17 protein-coding genes and 1 pseudogene are annotated in these 19,852 nt (G+C 49.9%); 12 read left to right on the top strand and 6 right to left on the bottom strand.

What is annotated here, in order from left to right:
* Positions 1-121: 121 nt before the first annotated feature.
* Positions 122-2,227, bottom strand: a complete 2,106-nt coding sequence (locus tag B156_RS0120925; protein WP_018621739.1) for a bifunctional rhamnulose-1-phosphate aldolase/short-chain dehydrogenase — start codon at positions 2,225-2,227, stop codon at positions 122-124.
* 193 nt (positions 2,228-2,420) lie between these two features.
* Between B156_RS0120925 and B156_RS0120920 the strand changes: the two genes are divergently transcribed.
* The 3 genes from B156_RS0120920 (at position 2,421) to B156_RS0120910 (ending at position 4,333) form a co-directional block, all read left to right on the top strand.
* Positions 2,421-2,645: an L-rhamnose/proton symporter RhaT gene (locus tag B156_RS0120920; RefSeq protein ID WP_018621738.1), complete on the top strand. Its 225-nt coding sequence runs from the start codon at positions 2,421-2,423 to the stop codon at positions 2,643-2,645.
* Positions 2,646-2,911: 266 nt separating this feature from the next.
* Entirely contained in the window at positions 2,912-3,964 is a 1,053-nt protein-coding gene (rhaT, locus tag B156_RS0120915) for an L-rhamnose/proton symporter RhaT (RefSeq protein WP_018621736.1), read from the top strand.
* A 93-nt stretch (positions 3,965-4,057) separates the two neighbouring features.
* A complete protein-coding gene (locus B156_RS0120910; RefSeq protein WP_026260958.1) occupies positions 4,058-4,333 on the top strand; it encodes an L-rhamnose-proton symporter family protein in 276 nt (91 codons plus the stop codon).
* A 42-nt stretch (positions 4,334-4,375) separates the two neighbouring features.
* On the opposite strand, the gene B156_RS0120905 is transcribed toward B156_RS0120910, so the two are convergent.
* Complete coding sequence (locus B156_RS0120905; RefSeq protein WP_018621735.1) at positions 4,376-5,062, bottom strand: haloacid dehalogenase type II; 687 nt, start codon at positions 5,060-5,062, stop codon at positions 4,376-4,378.
* 358 nt (positions 5,063-5,420) lie between these two features.
* On the opposite strand from B156_RS0120905, the gene B156_RS0120900 reads away from it, so the two are divergent.
* A complete protein-coding gene (locus B156_RS0120900) occupies positions 5,421-7,259 on the top strand; it encodes a glycoside hydrolase family 2 protein (protein WP_018621734.1) in 1,839 nt (612 codons plus the stop codon).
* 110 nt (positions 7,260-7,369) lie between these two features.
* Here B156_RS0120900 and B156_RS0120895 read toward each other — a convergent pair whose 3' ends face one another.
* A complete protein-coding gene (locus B156_RS0120895; protein WP_018621733.1) occupies positions 7,370-8,257 on the bottom strand; it encodes a dienelactone hydrolase family protein in 888 nt (295 codons plus the stop codon).
* A 450-nt stretch (positions 8,258-8,707) separates the two neighbouring features.
* On the opposite strand from B156_RS0120895, the gene B156_RS0120890 reads away from it, so the two are divergent.
* Positions 8,708-9,688 carry a ThuA domain-containing protein gene (locus B156_RS0120890; protein WP_018621732.1) on the top strand — a complete coding sequence of 327 codons (981 nt, stop codon included), beginning with the start codon at positions 8,708-8,710 and terminating at the stop codon, positions 9,686-9,688.
* Positions 9,689-9,947: 259 nt separating this feature from the next.
* Here B156_RS0120890 and B156_RS0120885 read toward each other — a convergent pair whose 3' ends face one another.
* Positions 9,948-10,874, bottom strand: coding sequence for a Nif3-like dinuclear metal center hexameric protein (locus B156_RS0120885; RefSeq protein WP_018621731.1), 927 nt, complete (start codon positions 10,872-10,874; stop codon positions 9,948-9,950).
* A 785-nt stretch (positions 10,875-11,659) separates the two neighbouring features.
* Between B156_RS0120885 and B156_RS0120880 the strand changes: the two genes are divergently transcribed.
* The 6 genes from B156_RS0120880 to B156_RS0120860 all read left to right on the top strand — a co-directional run bounded on the left by B156_RS0120880 (position 11,660) and on the right by B156_RS0120860 (position 15,949).
* Entirely contained in the window at positions 11,660-12,166 is a 507-nt protein-coding gene (locus B156_RS0120880) for a hypothetical protein (protein WP_157627121.1), read from the top strand.
* A 27-nt stretch (positions 12,167-12,193) separates the two neighbouring features.
* On the top strand, positions 12,194-12,541 hold the full coding sequence (locus tag B156_RS0120875) for a hypothetical protein (RefSeq protein ID WP_018621729.1): 348 nt from the start codon (positions 12,194-12,196) through the stop codon (positions 12,539-12,541).
* A gap of 770 nt (positions 12,542-13,311) precedes the next feature.
* The gene (locus B156_RS31505; RefSeq protein WP_157627119.1) at positions 13,312-13,512 is read left to right on the top strand and encodes a hypothetical protein; all 201 of its coding nucleotides are present in this window, start codon (positions 13,312-13,314) and stop codon (positions 13,510-13,512) included.
* A gap of 327 nt (positions 13,513-13,839) precedes the next feature.
* On the top strand, positions 13,840-14,310 hold the full coding sequence (locus B156_RS0120870) for a hypothetical protein (RefSeq protein ID WP_018621728.1): 471 nt from the start codon (positions 13,840-13,842) through the stop codon (positions 14,308-14,310).
* Between the two features lie 226 nt (positions 14,311-14,536).
* A complete protein-coding gene (locus B156_RS29610; RefSeq protein ID WP_018621727.1) occupies positions 14,537-15,367 on the top strand; it encodes a helix-turn-helix domain-containing protein in 831 nt (276 codons plus the stop codon).
* A gap of 63 nt (positions 15,368-15,430) precedes the next feature.
* A complete protein-coding gene (locus B156_RS0120860) occupies positions 15,431-15,949 on the top strand; it encodes an SgcJ/EcaC family oxidoreductase (protein ID WP_018621726.1) in 519 nt (172 codons plus the stop codon).
* A gap of 612 nt (positions 15,950-16,561) precedes the next feature.
* On the opposite strand, the gene B156_RS0120855 is transcribed toward B156_RS0120860, so the two are convergent.
* A complete protein-coding gene (locus B156_RS0120855) occupies positions 16,562-17,389 on the bottom strand; it encodes an AraC family transcriptional regulator (RefSeq protein WP_084757820.1) in 828 nt (275 codons plus the stop codon).
* Positions 17,390-17,813: 424 nt separating this feature from the next.
* Between B156_RS0120855 and B156_RS0120850 the strand changes: the two genes are divergently transcribed.
* Positions 17,814-19,220 carry a vanadium-dependent haloperoxidase gene (locus B156_RS0120850; protein ID WP_018621724.1) on the top strand — a complete coding sequence of 469 codons (1,407 nt, stop codon included), beginning with the start codon at positions 17,814-17,816 and terminating at the stop codon, positions 19,218-19,220.
* A gap of 449 nt (positions 19,221-19,669) precedes the next feature.
* Here B156_RS0120850 and B156_RS31980 read toward each other — a convergent pair.
* Positions 19,670-19,852, bottom strand: a pseudogene (locus tag B156_RS31980) (IS1182 family transposase); the annotation flags it as partial.

The raw sequence follows: 19,852 nt of genomic DNA, 5'->3' as shown, positions 1-19,852 counted from the left end.
ATACTTTCGATTCTTTTGAACCCACAAATGAATGTGTGGGCTGGCAGAATGGATAATGAACAATGGCCAGTACGCTGACCTTCCATTGTACATTGTTCATTATCCATTCTACATTGATTTTCTACCGTACAAACGCCATCGCTACACCGCCGTCTACGTTCAGAACGTTGCCGGTGGATTTGGACAAGAGGCCGTTTACGAAGGCCAGACAGGCGTTGGCAATATCGTCAGGCAGGATAATTTCGTTCAGCAGGGTCCGCTTGGCGTAGTAGGCCGGGAGCTCGGCCACCGTTACGCCGTAAGCTTTAGCCCGCCCTTCGGCCCAGGCACCCGCCCATATTTTCGAGTCCGAAATAACGGCATCGGGATTGACGACGTTAACCCGGATATGGTCTTTCCCCAGCTCGGCCGCGTTCAGGCGACTCAGGTGCAACTGTGCCGCTTTGGCCGAACCATAGCCCGCGTTGTTGGGGCCGGACACCAGCCCGTTCTTGCTGACAATGTTCAGGATATCACCGCCCAGCTTCTGTTTCCGCATGATCTCAACGGCTTTCTGCGTGACAAAAAACTGACCTTTTACCAGCACGTCATACAGGATATCCCAGTCTTTTTCGGTGTGCTCTTCAATCGGCTTGGAGATGCTCAGGCCCGCGCAGTTCACCGCAATATCGACTCCGCCGAAGGCCAGGGCGGCCACATCGAAAGCGGTACTAATCGTGTCGGCCTTCGTTACATCCAGCAACGCCGATGCGTAGGCATCTTTACCGTACTCTTTCTGAAACTCCTCTTTAGCTGATGCCAGCCGATCGGCGTCGTTGTCGTTAATGACGACGACGGCCCCTTCGGCCAGGAATTTCTTGGCGATGGCCTTGCCGATACCACCCGCACTGCCCGTAATCAGCGCAATCTTGCCCGACAGGGGCTTGGGCTTGGGCATCCGCTGGAGCTTGGCTTCTTCCAGCAACCAGTATTCGATATCGAAGGCTTCCTGCTCCGGCAAACCAACGTAGTCCGATACAGCCTCGGCTCCCTTCATGACGTTGATGGCATTGGTATAAAACTCAGCGGCTACCCGCGCCGTCTGCTTGTCTTTGGCGAAGGTGAACATGCCCACGCCGGGCAACAGCATTACCACCGGATTCGAGTCGCGGATGGCGGGGCTGTTGGCATGCTTGCTCCGCTCGTAGTACGCCGTATAGTCTACACGGTAGTCAGCAAAGGCTTTTTCCAGATACCCCGTACTATCATCGCCGGCTAGCTGAGCCGGGTCAAGTACCAGCGGGCGAATCTTGGTGCGCAGAAAGTGGTCCGGGCAGCTCGTACCCAACCGGGCCAGCCGGGACAGGTCGTTAGAGTTGACAAATTCCAGCACCCGCTCGTCGTCGGTAAAGTGCCCAATCATCTGCCGATGGCCGGAGGCCAGTCCCCGCAGCGTGGGCATCAGCGCAGCCGCCTGCTCTTTCCGCGCCTGTACATCCAGGCTCTGACCAGCCGGACCACCGAAAACGGGACGTTTCTTACCGAAGTTAGCGTTCAGGTACTCCGACGCCTGCTCGATTACCTCCAGCGTGTTCATGTACGATTCATAAGAAGTATTACCCCAGGTAAACAGGCCGTGCCCGCCCAGGATAACACCCCGCAGGTTGGGGTTGGCGCGAACGGTTTCTTCCAGTTTCAGGCCCAGGTCGAAGCCGGGACGCTGCCACGGGAGCCACGCCATTGTGTCCCCCCAAATCTCATGCATGATGGCCTCCCCGTCTTTGCTGGCGGCAATGGCAATCAGCGCGTCGGGGTGGAGGTGGTCGATGTGTTTGAACGGCAACAGACCGTGCAGCGGTGTATCAATGGACGGAGCGGCACATTTTGGGTCGAACAGGGTGTGGTTAAACAGTTCGACCATCTCGTCTTCATGCTCCAGACCCCGATAGCGTTTTTTCAACGCCTGAAGTCGCTCGACGTACAGGTTGGCACATCCTTTTTTGGTGAGTGTACCAATGTCTCCACCGGAGCCTTTCACCCACATGACCTCAACGGGTTCGCCCGATACGGGGTTCGTTTCCATCACCTTCACCGAGGTGTTGCCCCCGGCGTAGTTGGTCAGGCGCAGGTCGGCGCCGAGCAGGTTAGAACGGTAGATAAACAGAGCGACTTCATCGCCCGCCAGTTCAGCGGCCTTTTTATCGTCCCAGAGGTAACTAACATAGTTGAACGCCTGTGTCGTGTTCATAGATAAGAAGTAAGTATATTCGTCTGATAACTTGTTTTGAAGCAAAGTACATAACTGCTGTTTTCTCCTGCTTCATGTACTCTCCTGTTGTGTCAACAAAAAAGCCGGTTGTCACAGATACGGGTAGTTACAGGAGAGAACAGGTAAGTTCTAGAACACGGTCAAGATAAATTTGTAAAAAAACTAAAGAAAAGTGTCTGTACTCTGGGGTGTTCTGTTTCATGCGTCGGGAGGTTTTGCTTCCGGCAGTTTCTACCTACCATACAACAAAGTGAAGGGCTGGGCCTGGGAAAGTTACTGGCTCATTGGGGGCCTGTTCTCCTGGGTGGCCGCTCCCTGGATACTGGGTTTGCTCACCGTTCCGACCCTGATTGAGGTATTGAAACAGTCTCCTTCCAAAACCCTTTGGTGGAATTAGAAACGGTTTATGCCATGCGAGTGATGATCCCAAAGGAGCCAATCAATAAGCAAGCTGCTGATAGCAACCGCACCGGCGTCCCGCAGTTTTATGTGGATTACGCACATTCGATGGACTACCAAACGTGTTTTTGTTAAATCAAACAGCTTCCAGGAGCCTCACTAACGACAAAAATTCAGAATTGAGTCGGACAAAATTTGGCAACGTTAAACTACAGGTCGTAACGCCTACCAACGATTTAAAACAGTATTGTAATTGATTTCTTTATGCAAGTTCTGATTGGCATCATTTACCACACGATTGGTGGCGGTTTTTCGGGCAGCTTTTACATGCCCTTTAACAAAGTGAAGGGCTGGGCCTGGGAAAGCTTCTGGATTGTTGGGGGCCTTTTTTCCTGGCTCATCCTACCTCCCTTAGCCGCCTACTTAACCATCCCCGATTTTGCCGCTATCATTGCCTCGGCTGATACGAATGTTAAGATGCTCACGTTTGTATTTGGTTTGCTGTGGGGCATCGGTGGGCTAACGTATGGCCTTGGCGTTCGCTATCTGGGCATGTCACTGGGTAATTCAGTCGTATTAGGGTTCAGTTCGGCTTTCGGCGCACTGGTACCTTCCATCTATTATAATATCAACCCAGTTGAAGGGAAAGTCTCGTTTACCGATATGTTGGGCTCAGCCGGGGGGCAGGTAGTGTTGCTGGGCGTACTGGTTTGCCTCATCGGAATTGCCATCTCGGGTAAAGCGGGCATGATGAAAGAAGCTGAACTTTCGGAAGCCGAGAAGAAAGCTTCTGTCAAAGAGTTCAGCATCGTGAAGGGCCTGACAATTGCCGTGATTTCTGGTATTTTAAGTGCCTTCTTCAACTACGGAATCGAAGCGGGCAAACCCCTGGCCGGTCAGGCTGTTGTGCAAGGTTGCAATCCCCTGTTTCAGAATAACGTAACCTACGTGGTACTACTATGGGGCGGACTGACCACTAATTTTTTGTGGTGCATGTACTTAAACGCCAGAAATAAAACCTTCGGCAATTACACCGATACCCGGACGCCTATTCTGGCTAATGTTCTTTTTTCGGCAACCGCTGGTACCATGTGGTTTCTTCAGTTTTTCTTCTACGGGATGGGTGAAAGTAAACTGGGTAATGGCGCCAGTTCCTGGATTACGCACATGGCCACTATCATTCTGACCGCCAATATGTGGGGTTTGTATCTGAAGGAGTGGTCGGGGGTGTCGGCCGCTACCTTCCGTACCTTCGTCACCGGCATTATCGTGATTCTTATTTCAATCGTTCTGGTAGGGATCGGCAATTCTCTTTGAGCAGAGAATGAACTCGTTAGCTTTTCGTTTGGCCTCACCGCCGGGCAACCTATTGCCGACATAGCGGTTCAGCAGGGGGCCGATCCACTTTTCATGAACAACGCTATTCTGGTTATTCTCCTGCCGGGTGGTTTGACAACCAACGCCATCCGGACGATTTACCTGAATAAAAAACCGGACGTATACCGATTACCGGAACATCTCGACGCCCATCGTGCGCAACATCATCTTTTGCGCGATGGCTGGTTTTACCTGGTATTTTCAGTTCTTTTTCTGCGGCATGGCGACAGTAGGATGGGCGAATACCGCTTTTCGGGCTGGCCCCTGCACTTGGCCTACATCATTGCATACGGGGTCGATGAAGCGTGATTTCCCTGGGTATGCGTACGCTATCTCGTCAGCAAATGGCATTCAGGCCGGTAAGCTTATTAATTGCTGGGCAAGGTCAATCAGGGTTTCGCCCTGCAGGTCGGATGGGGACGAAAGGGGGTAAAGTGACTGCCCTTTACGGTGTATAAATGCCGTTTTCATGCCCACATGAGCGGCCCCGGCAATATCCCAGCCGTGGGCGGCAATCAGCATCGTCTGGTCAGGGAGAAGGTTCAGTTCACGCAGCGCCTGATTGTAGGTATCGGGGTGTGGTTTGTAGCGTTTTACGGCATTCACCGTCCAGGTTGCTTCAAAGAAATGCCCCAGCCCGGTTGCCTCCATCTGCTTTTTCAGGGTTTCGTCGGGGGAATTGGTGAGGGTGAAAAGCCGAAATCCAGCCTCTTTCAATAAGGACAGTCCCTGTTCAACGTCCGGATGAGGCTCCACCTGAACCATCGTCTGTAAAAGTTCCCGTTTCTCTTCTGTCGGCAGCGAGTGCCCGAAAAACTCCTCTGTCATGGACAACACGGCCTCACCAATCTGCTTGAAATCATGAAACTGTCCGGTCAAGGTATCCACCAGCGAATACTGCAACAGCAATTGAAACCAGTACTTGAACGCGTAGTCGTTCTGGAAGGCCCGGTTGAAGGCCTCCTGCACCGCGCTCAAATCCAGCAGGGTTTCGTTGACGTCGAAAATGAGGGCCCTGGGGCGGGTAGTCAGTTTCATGTGCGAGCGAAATGTTTGGATAGTTAACCGGGGAACCCGCCAAATTGATTAGGAATGGCCGTCTTTAGCGGATTTTAGCCAGAGAAAGTACGCATCGCTCATCAGAAAGGACCAGTCAGCAGCCTGAACCGGCTCAGTTCACCTGGAAACCCAGCAAACACACTCAGTCATCACCCGCGTGTGCAACGGTAGTGACAGTCTGCCGACCCACTGCTATTCACAAAGGGAGTTCCGGGCAAAAGCCATTCTTTTCTTCGTACCCCTTCTGGCAATCGGCTGGAGGGGAATGCCCAAAATTAGCCGGATTTAAACACTATGGGATTAAGTTCCGTTGTTTTTGTTTCGCTCCCCACGTATTATGGAAACCAAGTACACCAATAACAGTTTTTCGGCCAGCCGCCCGGAAAAAGCCCCCATTACCGAGCCGATAAATGAACTTCCCAGAGCGGTTCTTCGGCCCAACACTTACATGCTGCTTGACGGAGAATGGCGGTTTATGATTGATCCTGATGATAGGGGGATACATGACCAATGGTACGTAAGCTATCCCTTTACCGAAACGGCTCACTGGCCCGGCTCAATAGAAGCGCATATGGCGCAGGCCAAAGGACAGGTAATGCCCGTTGGCTGGCAGGATAAAATAGTGGCCTGGTACGAAAGGGAATTCCCCCTCCCCCAGCGCAGTGAACCGGCCTCCCGCTCCATCATTCAGCTCACGTTTGGCGCCTGTGGCTACGAAACCCGCGTATGGCTCAACGGGCACCCACTCCGCACCATTGAAGATGAAGAAGTCCATTTGGGAGCCTACACCTCCTTTTCGTACGAGCTACCTGAAGAGTACCTACACGAGCAAAACCGGCTTACCGTCCGGATTGCGGATACGATGGATGCCGAAACTACGCGGGGCAAACAGGAATCGCACGTCTACAAACGCGGTGGCATCTGGTATCAGACCTACTCGGGAGCGGTACGCAGCGTCTGGCTCGAATCGGTGGAGAGGAACCGGCTGCGTTCGCGGGTGGGTGTCGTCAGCGTGGTAGAAGACCGGCTGGTTCGCTTTAGTGTAACGACCCGCATCCATGACCCCGGCGAATACATACTGCGCCTGAAGGCCTATGATCATCACGGAACCGAACTGCTGGCAACGTCCGACTACCCACTCCGGCTGGAAGCCGGGCAAAAGCAGCAACGCGTCGTACTCGATATAGACCGGGCCGAGCTGTGGTCGCCCGAAACACCCATGCGCTACAAGCTCATTGCGCAACTTATCGACTCCGGAGGCTATGTGGCCGAGATAGAAACGCAGTTTGGTCTGCGTAAAATTGAAGCCCGGGGCCGCTACATCTATTTGAACAACAAATCTGTTTACCTCGACGGTATTCTGTATCAGCCGGGTACGGCTTCATACGAGGAAATGAAGCGACACATGCAGGCCATGAAAGAGCTGGGCTGCAATCTGGTACGGGTTCACATTGCCGGGGTCGATCCCCGCATTTATAATCTGGCGGATAAACTGGGCCTCATGCTCTGGGTAGAGGTTCCAAGTCCGCATAGCTCAACGGCTCAAAGTCGTAAAAACCACCGGGCCGAACTGCTGCGCATGGTGGCATTGATCAGTTCCCACCCGTCCGTTGTGATCTGGAGCCTGTACAATGAAGACTGGGGTGCTCAGGACATAGCAACGAACCCGGAAACAAGGAAGTACATCATCGATATGTACCACTTCATGCAGATTGCCTACCCGCAGTACCTGGTTGTCGACAATGATGGGTGGCAACATGTTTCGTGGGAAGGCCGTCTGAAATCGGATCTGCTCACGGCTCACCTCTATACACCTGACCTGAACCATTGGCGCGACCTTCTCCAGCGACTGGAAGCGGGTGAACTGACAAACGTAGCTGCTTACCCGCTGGTAGTTGGCGACCCGTTTTTCTACCGGGGACAGGTGCCACTGATCGTTAGCGAATGGGGTGGTTTCGGCTTCGCCAATTACGGCGGGCCGGCAGAAGCAGAAGAACGGGCTGAGCGTATCCGACTCTTTAAACATGAATTGCGACGGGGCTCCATTGCCGGCGATATCTACACGCAGGCAACCAACATTGAAGAGGAACGCAACGGGATTATCGACCCGCAAACGGGCGAACTTACCGTACCAGCGGGCTTATTAAACTCCCGGGATATTGGCAGCGTAGTGTAGGCTTATTTCATGGTTATCACACACGCAGTCAGTCGAAACGCCAATGCCCCTGATACAATTTGTGTCAGGGGCATTGGCGTTTATTGTACCAGACTATACCGGGCTGCTGCTCAGGCCAGTTTCTGGTTAAAAAAATCGATGGTGCGCTTCCAGGCCAGTTCGGCGGCTGCTTTGTCGTAGCGGGGCGTGGTGTCGTTGTGGAAACCGTGGTTGGCATCGGCGTACATGTGCTCCGCGTATGGCTTGTTGTTCGCTTTCAGTGCGGCTTCGTAGGCGGGCCACCCCTCGTTGACCCGTGTGTCGAGGGCGGCATAATGAATTAGCAGGGGCGCCTTAATTTTAGGTACGTCTTCGGCAGCGGGCTGGGCACCATAGAATGGAACCGCAGCTGCCAGACCGGGTACGCGCACGGCCATCATGTTGGCAATCCAACCCCCAAAGCAGAACCCGACAACGCCGATGTTGCCATTGCAGGCCGGGTTACTTTTTAGGTAGTCATAGGCCGCTATAAAGTCTTCCAGCATCTCGTTGCGGTTGCGCTTGCTTTGCATCTCCCGCCCCTGCTCGTCGTTACCCGGATAGCCACCCAGCGGGGTTAGGGCATCGGGCGCAATGGACACGAACCCGGCAAGGGCTGCCCGTCGGCCCACGTCGGCAATGTAGGGGTTGAGTCCCCGGTTTTCGTGGACGACAATGATGCCACCCAGTTTCTTTTTCGCGTCGGCAGGCATCGCCAGTTGAGCCTTGATGGTACCCCCTCCTTTGGGCGAGCTATAAGTAATGTACTCAGTTTTCAGTCGTGGGTCGTCGGCCTTCACCTGAATGTTATCCTGATAGTTGGGCATCAGAAAACCCATCAGCGAGGTAACGGTCAGCCCGCCCACGGCGTAGGCCGATAATTTCTGTACGAAGTCACGCCGGTCGATGCGGCTGTGGGCAAAGTCGTCGTAGAGGTCGAATACTTCTTGGTTGATGTCTTCTTTTCGCAGGTCGCTCATTTCGATTTGGGAATGTCCGTTTAAAACTACGCATTTAACTGGCTCAACGGCTATCTCCGCCGAATGCAGTCGTATTGGCTAATCAGCAGCGCTCACCCGATCAGCGTGATGACGTTGCACATGCTAAGGAATACAAAGCGAGCAGCGTACTAAATCTACGCTTACGCCTTCTGAGTCATTGACGCACTATTCGCTTGTACAGACGGACGGACGACCGCTCCGGCCGCTACGCCGGAGCGGGACCGTGAATTATCCAGGCGGCTGGTGCCGTACCTTTCGGCATAACTACCCGAAGTCAAGTCAGTAAAAGGGATTTAGGTACAGGAAGATAGACCAGACAAAAGTAGATTCAAGCCAGTACTCGGTTTGAAAACTATCGACCCGGTGTAGGCATACGGTGTGGCTGACCCAGAGCCCTTATGCCCCACTTCCCTTAACTACCAATCGTTCATGAAATCCTTAATCACGCTGCTACTACTGATGCTCCTTGGGGGCAATTTTGTTCAGGCTCAACTACCACAAAAAGGCAAGCCTAAAGTTATTCGCACGCTCATCGTCGATGGACAGAATAACCACGAACAATGGCCCAAAATCACCTTTATGGTCAAGCGATACCTGGAAGAAACGGGTAAGTTTTCGGTCGATGTACAGCGCTCGTACTATACCTGGAATGGCGATGAGTTAATGGAAAAATACAAAATTCCCGGTGTCCGGACGACCAAATCCTTACCCAAACCCAGGGCCGACTCCAGCTTCCATCCCGACTTCGCCAGCTATGACCTAATCGTCTGCAATTTTGGCTGGGAGGCCGCCCCCTGGTCCGATGAAACCCAGCGTGATTTTGACAAGTTCATCAAAAACGGGGGCGGTCTGGTCGTCATCCATGCGGCTGATAACTCGTTTCCCCGCTGGCCCGCCTACAACAAAATGATCGGCCTGGGTGGGTGGGGCGATCGCACCGAGAAAGATGGTCCTTACGTGTATTACAACAACGAAGGGGCCCTCATTCGAGACCCCCAACCCGGAAAGGCCGGATCGCACGGGGCGCAGCAGCAGATTTTAATAAGAATTCGGCAAGCCAGTCATCCCATCACCCAGGGCATGCCCCTAACCTGGATGCACACCAAAGATGAATTGTATGACCGTCTGCGGGGCCCCGCCGAGCACCTGCAAGTGCTGGCCACGGCCTACTCGTCAAAAGAAAACCAAGGCACCGATCGTCACGAACCTATGTTGATGACCATCAATTACGGGAAAGGCCGGATTTTTCACACCCCCCTGGGCCATATGGATTATTCGGTTGAATGTGTTGGGTTTATCACCTGCCTGCAACGGGGGGGGCAATGGGCCGCTACGGGTAAAGTGGACATTCCCATCCCCTCGGACTTTCCCACCCCCACGGCTACCCGCCAACGGCGCTTTGTCGAGTAAGAGACCTTGACCGGATATAGCCAGTAACTAAGCTCGCGGTACGGGGCCTTTAGTTACTCCCGGCTATGGGCCTACCAGATGTGCGGTTTGAGTTGCCGAATCGGTCGCCAATTTCACTATGATGGCACTATATGGCCGACCTCCAGGCGTAAAGTCAACCATTACAAAGCGACCTTTGTCAGACAAAAATCGAGGGTTTTCGTGAAGGTTTCCTCAAACACATACACCACACTAACGCCCCCTCTTTTTCGACCTTCTCCTATAGATAGCGAAATGGACTCCCACTGGCAATGTGACTTATCCTCATACCGGTAAGTTTAGGCGCTAACCACTGGGCCGCATACGCCATACCCGCTTCTTCACTCAGGGCATGACTGACCACCAGCAGGGATGTCTTCTCGCCCATTAACAAGCCATCCCGTACCCGTTCCACCGTTTCCCATTCCCGGGTTTCCCCGCTTAGAATCAAGTCAGGTTTGTAGGTCTGAATGGCTTTTATCTGCTGTTTACTGTCCATATAACCAAAAGCCAGGTAAATGCGGCTGCATACCTGTTGTTCATGACCAACGACCCGTACCCACGGAATGTCCAGCTTTTGTTTTACCAGCGATACGATGGCGTCTAATCGCATCGGTTTGGGTAAGGTTACCAATCGGGACTGGTCCGCGTCATACAGCTCCCCCCACCCCAGCTTCATTAAATTGCCCATAATGATCCCATCGGGCTTATGGGCGTGCCAATAGTCGTGAAAGCGCCACAGGGCAATCTTGTGTTTTGTTAACAGGTCTACTTTATATCGGTACGCGTCATCCTGCTGGAGCCAGTCGGTTTGATCCTCATTATTGTAGAAGGGCGTTTCATGGGCGATGATCAGGTTAGCTCCCAACCTGACCGTTTTCTCAATGACCTCCAGGGTGGGGAACATGGTTGTCACAATACCGCTCACTGGCTGATGCAGACTTCCCGCCCGTAACTGATCGACCGTTTTGGCGAAGGGGGCACCTGGAATTTCGTTTAGTATAGTATCAATAACCTGCTTTACGGTCAAGGTAAGGGTTGGTCGTCGTGCTGGCTGAGGGGTACTTATCGTTGGTTGGGTCGTCAGCAGGGAGCCCGCTGCCAGTGCCGTGACACGGGTAAAAAATTCTCTTCTGGGCAACAGGTTCCGGGGGTCGGTCTTATTCATGAACGGAGAAGGGTAAAAGCGTCAGGAGTTTACTTAAAAAGTAGTCTCTTTTTAAGGCTAAACAGGCCTGAGTTTACTATTCCCTTATCCGGCAGGTATTATCGACCTAGTGTTACCCGCCGTCTGTTATTGGTGGGATGTAGGCCATGAATTGTAGCTGACAAGTAGCAAAACGATTAATTAGACATAGAAGCGTTTCGTGATCGTTTTCAGACTGGTAAGTTGTGTGATAAACACGACAGTTACCTGGCCTAGTTGTTCAGTTAAAGAAGCCTTTTCCTGAACGGAATAATGATCATGTCTATTTGTACAATTACTTGATTGAGGTAATACTTTTATCACTTATACCTACTTTGTCGATATTGTACATTTGCTGTAAATCACCTGGATGTATGTCCAGTAATCTGGATCGTTTTCCCGGCATCTTGGCAACCACCCTACTTTGTCAAAATTAGTGTTCCACGCCTATTTTACAGATCATTAATGCCCGTTAATGTTCTGTAAAGCTCTGTTACTGTCGAATAAGTTAATTGCATCAACTAAATGAGTTAATCCTAATGAAGCCAATTACTAGGACCAATACGGTACTTTTCTTCCGTAGCCAATCGACCGCTTGCTCAAAAGCTAACCCAGTGGCTTTACTTTTTAAACTACCTTCCCTTATGAAAAGAGGGGACGGATTGTTTCATTCCGTTGCTCATATCCTGCCAAAAGAACGAAGACGGTTGGCGGCTCACTAAAACTAACCGCAGACTACTAATTTAAATACGAAAAACAGACCAACGATGAGACCAATCTATTCCCTAACTGCGGTAATGCTACTCGCACTTACCTTGGCCTGCTGCAAGAAAAACGGGGCCGATCCCCAAGCCGCCAGTACGGGCACCGGCACGGGTAGTATCAAGCTTACTCAAAATGGAAAGGTTATTACCGAGTTTCAAACCACCAAGGTAACGGCCATAGGCGGGGGTGGATATGATGTGGTAGTCAACAGTGCCGATGAAAAACATTCGCTCCTCATAACTATTACTGGTCAGTCAGCCGGGACTTACCCCTTCATCGCCCCTGGCCAAAGCCTGGGCAGCGGAAAAGCAAATTTTTTGTATCAAAGCTATGCCTTACCCGAAGCCTTTCAGGGTACGGTCGGCATACTGGAACCCAGTACTGGCCAGGTCGATCTAAAAACGGCTACCCAAACCCGGTGTAGCGGTACTTTTAGCGGAACGGGTAAAAATGCCAAAGATGGTAAAACCTACACCCTTGAAGGAACCTTCGACTCCCCCGTACTCTAACTAGTTTCACTAGTAACCAACTCAGTTATGAAACCTATTCGTTTTCTGTATCTGCCTGTTCTGCTCCTGTTGAGCCTGCCCCTGCTGGCACCCAGCTGTAGCAACAAAAACTCCGATCCTGTTCCTGCGGCTACCCATCCCGCCAGCGTCGCCAGCGTCTGGGCATGGCAAAAACTACAGGTTTCCCCACCTGTTGGCAACATTGACGATATCCTTGATTTTTATATCCAACTCAATCTGATCACCAGCAACTGTCTGCCGATCTTTTTGTACGAGTTTAAAAGCGATGGCACGGTGGTTCCCCTAGAGCAGACTATTTGTGCTAGCAGTGGGAATAGTGCCTTAGAAATGGGGCCACAGATGGGGGATACCTAGTCCGTCACTGGTAGCACTATCACCATCACCCATGCTGATGGCAGTAAAGATAATGCCGAATTAATCTTGACGGATGGGACCTTATCGAGCGGGGCCAAATCGAAAGTAATGACCTGGAAGCGAAAGGTAAATGACCAGTTATTTACCTACGCATTTGAGCGAAAGGTATAGCTAGCGGTCATTACTACCAGGCCATCCGGCATCCGATGTACCTGTCTTTTTTGTTATCTTCTATTGGCATGGTCCTGCTACATTTGACTGGACATTAAGTTAAGCATGTTCTAACTTAGTGAACCGCTCAGGCGGTCCTGCATGAAAATCAGGCGACAATACGACCGCTCCGGCGGACCGGAAAGTTCAAGAAGATGGCCGTGGAGCTGTCGGAAGCCAAAGGCTCTCTAAAAGCGACCGCTGAAGAGTTGGGCATTACCACACAAATTCTAACCCGATGGCGTAGAGAACGAGCGCCTTCTTAAGTCCCTAGAGCTGGTAGCGGAATCCAAGGGAACCCAGAACAGCAAGAAATTTTACTCCTGAAAAAGCAGCTTAAGCAAGCTGAATTAGAACGTATGCTACGGGTAGTCGTTGACAGGTATTGAAACTAGTTGTCCCATAAAACCCTCCTTCCTGAGACCAAGCGGCTTGTTATCCCATTTGTAAACCTGTTTCAGTGGCATATAAGAATCACCGTAGCCTAAAGAGTTTGCAAAGAGTATTGGTCAATAGCCTTTATTAGTACTTAGTAGTGCGGCCTTAATACACCCAAAACTATGAAAAATCGACGCAGGTCTCTTCTCCTGTTCTTCGTGTTTACAGTTCTTGGAGGCTTCAACCTGTCAAGCCTGCTAGGTCGTCCCATTTTTGAGAACATGCGAGGGGCAGATGTTGCACACCTGATCGGCACAGTGGTGATGTTTGGGCTTGCAATCTTGTGTCTTAAGGAATACTTTTTCGGCCGTCGCTCATCATGAAGACTGGGCATCCCCCGCAATAGTATATTAGTAAGTGTCTGCGACGCAAACTCCGCTTTACATAATGCCAGTGGCTGTTGCAAAAGTCTAAATGGTAGTTCTAGAGCGTATGTTATGGATAGCATTGGACAGTTATTACAATCATGTGTCCCATAAAACGCTCTTTTACGAAACGCTTGGGCTTGCATGCGTATACTTCTCAATTGGCCGGGGTGGGGCCGCACCGGCGTACCGGCCACTGCGATGCCGTAGCGGGCATATAATTGCACGACCACTTTTAATACCTGTCAACGACTAGCCGTAGCAAACACTTTTAACAAATAGTCCATGACCAACAGACACCGTCTTTCACCTATTGTATTTACTGTGTATATTTTTCTGGCCTTTTATGTGTTTGGCGCTGGTATCACTAATTCACTAGTGGCTTACCGCACTTGGCGAGGGGTAGGAGCTAAAGAGTTTCCGGCGTTCCACCAAATTGATAGTGCGCTCATTATTCCTTTCTTTGTTGTGTTCTTTTTCTTGCTGTTGATTCCCCTGATACTCTTATTCTGGTTTCGACCACCTATCATACCAACGTGGATGATTTGGGTAGCCTTACTTTTCTATCTAATTACTTTACTGTCAACCCTATTCATTCAAATTCCTATTCAAGTAGAGTTAGATAAGCGGTTTTCTCTAAGGCTAATCGACCGGCTTATCTCAACGGACCTGCTTTACCGACGCATTCCGATGGCCCTTTTAGCTGGCATCAATTTCGCCATGCTCTACAGAGTTATCAAGCAGTCAAGTACTTGAGCATCCGCTTCGCTCAAAGAAACGCAGGGACTACCCAGTCGTTAACGCTTCCATGAAGCAAGGAGATTGATAAAACCAGATCTTTGGCTTAATTAGACAACAGTGTATCACCGCTTTATAAGGAGTGTAAGGACAGTACTGTAAATTCTGCGTGAATGTCTCTACCTCTTCCTGGCTAACAGATGCGGCTAAGCAATGGCCAACAGTAATACTAAACCGTAGGGCTATGTTTCAACAATTCTACGAGCCGCATCCGGCCTTAAAAGGGTTTGTCAACAACATCATGATTCATCAGGTCAACTTTGATGAATCGGCTATCCAACCGCAATTCCTAGTGCCCCCACTGCCCGAGCACTGCTTGTTCTTTTACCTCAGAGATCGTTCGGGTGCAGAGGATATGGCTACCGATAAAAAAGAAACGCTTTCCTCTTCGCTAATCGTTGGACCCCATGTCAATCGGCATATTATCAGGCCGGGGCGTGATCATTTGATGATCAAGGTGGGATTTCAGCCGGGCGGATTGTATCGCTTGTTAGGCATACCCATGAGGGAACTATTGAGTCAGGATTCATTTGATGCAGTAGGCCTGTTGGGGAGAAAAATGGATGAAGTAACCGACCAACTACGAGAGGCCGATTCTTTTGCCAACATGAAAATGATTGTTGACCGGTTTCTGCTTAAACAGGTTGGCCGATTAAAACCTGCTTTACCCATTGATCAGGTGCTTCCGCTACTGATTAAAGAACGGGGATTACTTAAAATAGACCAATTGGCATCCTATGCCTGCCTGAGTATCCGCCAATTTGAGCGGGTATTCGGGCAACGAATCGGATTACCGCCCAAACACTACTCCCGGTTAGTCCGATTTGCCCAGGCCTGGATTATGAAAGAACAACAGCCTGAGCGTAGCTGGTTTACGATTGCTATTGAATGTGGGTACTTTGACCAGATGCACCTGATCCGCGACTTCCAGGAATTTGCGGGGGTTAACCCTTCGGTGATTGAATCAGCACTTTCGACCTCCGAGGTCAAATTTTTTAACCGGCTCTTTGATTAAGATGTCGCGTTTGTACTAGGCTTTTGCGTTCTCGCTAAGCTAGTTTTACCAAAAAAAACAGTGATGAAAAAAATACTGACGACCACCCTCCTGGTGTTGATGAGTGGGCACCTGTTTGCCCAAACTCGGACCGCCGACGAATCGGCCATCCATAAACAGATTGATGCGATGATCTATAGCTGGAACCATCATAAGTATGATGATCTGAAAAACTATACGACCGAAGATACCGACTGGGTGAACGTTGTCGGCATGTGGTGGAAAGGTCGAAAGCAATCCCAATATGCACACCAGGTTTATCATAATACCATCTTTAAAACGTCTGTAATGGAGAAAAAGGAGGTGGCCATTCGCTTCACAACAAAGGATGTGGCTATAGCCCACGTTGTCTTACATTCTTATGATTCTGACCCGCACCCGGCTCCGTTACCAGATGGAAAGAAACCCGGCCCTACCGATGGGCTGGCCACACTTGTCTTTGTAAAACAAAATGGGAAATGGTTACTGGATGCGGGAGAAAATGTTTTAATTGATAAAGGAGCTGAACCGTTTGACCCGGTGAAACAAATGCCGAAGCACTAAACGTATCTGAGCGATTAACACTGCACAATCTACGGGTATCCTGTATAAGTGATACCGCTGTGGCGGACCGTCCGCATCTGTCAACTTTCGGTTGACGACGGACAATGGTGAGCGTCGGATGTGCTATGTGCTATCTCAATAAACGCTCCTAAGTGAGACGATGTATCTTTCATATATATACTTCCAACATGACCACGCCAGCCAGTCGTACGCGTCGGATGGCCGATGCCACTCCGAAGTAAATCGTGATGCTTCGGGTGTTTAAAGAGGCCTAATCCGATCTCCAAATAGTATTTTACCGTTATCTGAAATAAAGGGAAGTTGTACTCACACTTTTTTAAAATTTGTACATTTCATAGTAAGCGCTCAGATAACGCAACCATTTCGTGAACGTTTTCAGGCTTGAGAAGTACAGTTCATACAAAAAATTTGTTTGAAACAGCCATTCACTTATTGAAGTGATTAGCTGAACGAAATTTTAAACACTAAAAATTGTATTTAGTGAAGAAGCAACTCGTAATGTCTCACCTGAATTCGATACGGTTAAATTAACTATTTCCGACACTACAGCTACAGTACGTATGCTACGGATTTACTGTATACGGAAAGTTGTCAATGAAAGCATTTAGAAAAAAATTCCTCTACTTCATTCATGCTACTTTTATAACTGGAAGGCGACCGACCGGAAAAGGCCACGAATTCGTTGATAAAGTGGGCTTGATCGTAATAATCTACATTGACCAACCCATCTTGCCATCTCCAGCCCGGTTTTTCAAGCAATTGGTTGCGGATTCGTTGAAACCGCTGAATACGAAGGTACGTTTTAGTAGAAATTCCGAGTTGCTCTTTAAAATGACGCAAGAGCGTACTCTCGCTACAATAGAGTTGTTTAATGAGCTTCTCAATCAATACTGATTCGGGTTCTTGCTCAACGAGCTGTTCAACCCCCTCCACTAACCCCGCCTTGGTGGGTTTGCCATTGATGTGCTGAAGTAAAAATTTTTCTATCAGATCAAACCGTTTGGCCATTGTCTGGGCTTCACCTAATTGGTTATATACCCGCAGAGCTTCTGGCCCAATAACCGCCTGTAAATCATAGAGTACAGTATCCGACGAATTGATGGCATACAAGGGAATTTGCCACAGTCGATGAAAACCAGTGATAGTAAACTCTACGCCAATATGTAGATGAGTACCTTCTAAAATATTGATGACAGGCTGCGTGAGGGGCGTAATCAAATTCGTAGCATTCGCCTGAATTAGTGTATCACCCCGCTTTGTTTTAAACGGGGGCTTCAGATTAAACATGAAGTGAGTAGTGGTTGTGCAACAGTCAGGCTGATGGATCACTTCACCCATCGGTACGTCCATTTCAAACTCCCAAACTCGATTAACAAAGGGCTTTAACAGGGGACTAAGGGGATATTCAACGTATTTCATATCCAGTTGATAGGCTACTTTTCTGAAAGCCTAATATGGCCTTTTTACGGTAAAAATGGAAGCGATTCAGCATAAAAGTTTCAACCGTAATTCATGGCTGATTCCCCAGAAACTTCAATACTGTTTTTAGGGATGAATTGAGTGAACGGTTATTTGGTGGCCTATTTCCCAATACCTAGCCCTGAGCAGACGGTACGTTGATGGCTAAGCCTTCAGTCATCAGTTCGCAAATTTTTGCCAGTAACGAAGTTGACGTTTTTTTACAATATATGATGATATCACCAATTTAACTTTACACCGCCCTCATCAGACACGTAGCGCTCTGCTTAAGCCTGCGGTTGGCTATCGGAAGTCGTCTACCTTCCAGACCGACGCACGCGCAATAGAACATATAAATGAATGACTACCTTTTAAAAACATAGCTATGAAACGAATTACGATCCCCTTCATTGGTTTAGTTAGGGTGCTGTTTAGCTACGCGCAAACGGAACAAAAAGGCATAGTTTCAACAATGAACCGATCTACCCCCCCACAACGCTTGGTGCGATCCTCCATCTGGCTGCTCGTTTGTCTCGTGCTGGTAAGTTCCTGCCAGGATCACCGCCCGCTCAACCCCCAAGTCTTGTCGGCCGACGTAGCCCATGCCTGGATGCAGATGCATATCCGGCTGACCCTTAGCACCACCGGCTACAATTCCGTCGTCTCAGACCGCTCATTTGGCTATGCTGGAATCACGATGTACGAAGCGGTATTACCCGGTATCGAAGGCAGCACCTCCCTGCTGGCCCAGATTGGTGGTAGTTCCCTCACACCCAGCCAAAGTGCCGATCAGTACTATTGGCCCGAAAGTCTCAACGCAGCCATGGCCAGCATTACCAAACAGTTATTTGAAAGTACATCGGCGGCCAACCTGAAAAGCATCGATTCGCTGGAAACGGTTTATAAAAATCAGTTCCAGGCCGCTACCAATCCTGACAAATTAATGAATGCCGAGACGTACGGTCGACAGGTGGCCAATGCGATCTTTGAGTGGTCGAAAACAGATGGCGCCCATCAGGCCAATAAAAATGTGACCGACCCCACCTACACGCCCCCGGTCGGGCCAGGATTGTGGGTCCCTACGCCCACCGCAGCCCCCATTTTACCGCGTTGGGGTAACAACCGGACGTTTATAGCCAACAGTGCGGTTAGTTCGCAGCCGGGGCCACCAATAGCTTACTCCGAAGACCCCGGCTCTGCTTTCTATGCGATGGTGAACGAGGTCTATACAACTTCACAATCGCTCACCAAAACCGATACGACCACGGCCAGGTTTTGGGCCGATACACCGGGCAATCTGAACGTCCCGGCCCACGCCACCAACATCCTGACCCAGCTTTTGGTAGCAACCAACCAGGACTTGTTCAAAGCCGCAGCTGCTTATGCCCGGCACGGCATTGCCCTGAGTGACGCAGCCGTCTCGACCTTCAAAACAAAGTACACCTATAATTTGCTTCGGCCTTTTACTTACATCCGCAATGTGTTGAAAAAGACTACCTGGAGCCCCCTCCTCCCTACTCCGCCCCATCCGGAATACTCGGCCGCTCACGCGGTGGTATCGGCAGCCAGTGGCGCCGTCCTGGAAAAATTGTTTGGAGCCAGCTACACCTTTACTGATAACAGCTATGCCTCGAGTTATGGCGTCCGGTCCTACACTACGTTTCAGGAGTATGTTCAGGAAGCGGGCCGGTCGCGGCTGGTGGGCGGTATTCATTATGGACCGTCCATTAGCGCTGGACTGAGCCAGGGAACCAAAGTAGGCAATATGGTTAATCAGCTAACGATTAAGTAGGCCGATCAGGTGACTAATTTCTATTTATTACTACCAGACTTAGTACCCTGCATTACTAATGCAAATCTATAAAACTAGATTATAGTTGAGTATGGTGTGGTCAGCCACTTTCCCATAAACTCTCCGTCAAGTTTTATGATTTAGCGTAAGGCTTGAGGTATCAGGACTGCTTTGATATTTTTTATTTACAGGGATTGAAATGCTCTAAGATTTACCCGATTGTTAGTCATACCCGCTGATTATCACAAACTCATCTCACGTACCAAAATAAGATTTTGGTACGTGAGATGAGTTTGTGATAATCAGGAAAATCGTTTGGATTAATTCATTGGGGATGCCGGTAGATAGTCTTGGAAAAACGGGCGTGGCTGTTGCACAACTCCGCTTTCTAGATCGATTTTCAGTGTCTGAATTGGCTAATAAGATTTTATACCATCGGTCTGCTCTTCTTAGTTGAGAAAAAGCACGCCAAAACCCGGAAAAGTGTCTTGAGAAGGTGATGACCATTCCACCTTTAGGGCTATGGCCTGGCTGAGAGTGAACTTGGTGGTGAACTTCATATACTTCTTCAGGTTGAAGGCAATAGCCGCCATCAGCATCACTTTGTGAGCTCCAGCTTTGCCCCGTACATT

The sequence above is a fragment of the Spirosoma luteum DSM 19990 genome (assembly GCF_000374065.1).
GTDB classification, from domain to species: Bacteria; Bacteroidota; Bacteroidia; order Cytophagales; family Spirosomataceae; genus Spirosoma; species Spirosoma luteum.
The sequence above is the reverse complement of the archived record's forward strand: the minus strand, read 5'-3'. Positions and strand labels throughout refer to the sequence as shown.

Excerpts from the sequence above, each read along its gene's own strand:
- B156_RS29610 (WP_018621727.1), top strand. The coding sequence starts at position 14,537 with ATGTTTCAACAATTCTACGAGCCGCATCCGGCCTTAAAAGGGTTTGTC.
- B156_RS0120875 (WP_018621729.1), top strand. The coding sequence starts at position 12,194 with ATGAAACCTATTCGTTTTCTGTATCTGCCTGTTCTGCTCCTGTTGAGC.
- B156_RS31505 (WP_157627119.1), top strand. The coding sequence starts at position 13,312 with ATGAAAAATCGACGCAGGTCTCTTCTCCTGTTCTTCGTGTTTACAGTT.
- rhaT (WP_018621736.1), top strand. The coding sequence starts at position 2,912 with ATGCAAGTTCTGATTGGCATCATTTACCACACGATTGGTGGCGGTTTT.
- B156_RS0120860 (WP_018621726.1), top strand. The coding sequence starts at position 15,431 with ATGAAAAAAATACTGACGACCACCCTCCTGGTGTTGATGAGTGGGCAC.
- B156_RS0120870 (WP_018621728.1), top strand. The coding sequence starts at position 13,840 with ATGACCAACAGACACCGTCTTTCACCTATTGTATTTACTGTGTATATT.
- B156_RS0120880 (WP_157627121.1), top strand. The coding sequence starts at position 11,660 with ATGAGACCAATCTATTCCCTAACTGCGGTAATGCTACTCGCACTTACC.
- B156_RS0120895 (WP_018621733.1), bottom strand. The coding sequence starts at position 8,257 with ATGAGCGACCTGCGAAAAGAAGACATCAACCAAGAAGTATTCGACCTC.
- B156_RS0120910 (WP_026260958.1), top strand. The coding sequence starts at position 4,058 with ATGAACAACGCTATTCTGGTTATTCTCCTGCCGGGTGGTTTGACAACC.
- B156_RS0120900 (WP_018621734.1), top strand. The coding sequence starts at position 5,421 with ATGGAAACCAAGTACACCAATAACAGTTTTTCGGCCAGCCGCCCGGAA.
- B156_RS0120885 (WP_018621731.1), bottom strand. The coding sequence starts at position 10,874 with ATGAATAAGACCGACCCCCGGAACCTGTTGCCCAGAAGAGAATTTTTT.
- B156_RS0120925 (WP_018621739.1), bottom strand. The coding sequence starts at position 2,227 with ATGAACACGACACAGGCGTTCAACTATGTTAGTTACCTCTGGGACGAT.
- B156_RS0120905 (WP_018621735.1), bottom strand. The coding sequence starts at position 5,062 with ATGAAACTGACTACCCGCCCCAGGGCCCTCATTTTCGACGTCAACGAA.
- B156_RS0120890 (WP_018621732.1), top strand. The coding sequence starts at position 8,708 with ATGAAATCCTTAATCACGCTGCTACTACTGATGCTCCTTGGGGGCAAT.
- B156_RS0120855 (WP_084757820.1), bottom strand. The coding sequence starts at position 17,389 with ATGAAATACGTTGAATATCCCCTTAGTCCCCTGTTAAAGCCCTTTGTT.
- B156_RS0120850 (WP_018621724.1), top strand. The coding sequence starts at position 17,814 with ATGAAACGAATTACGATCCCCTTCATTGGTTTAGTTAGGGTGCTGTTT.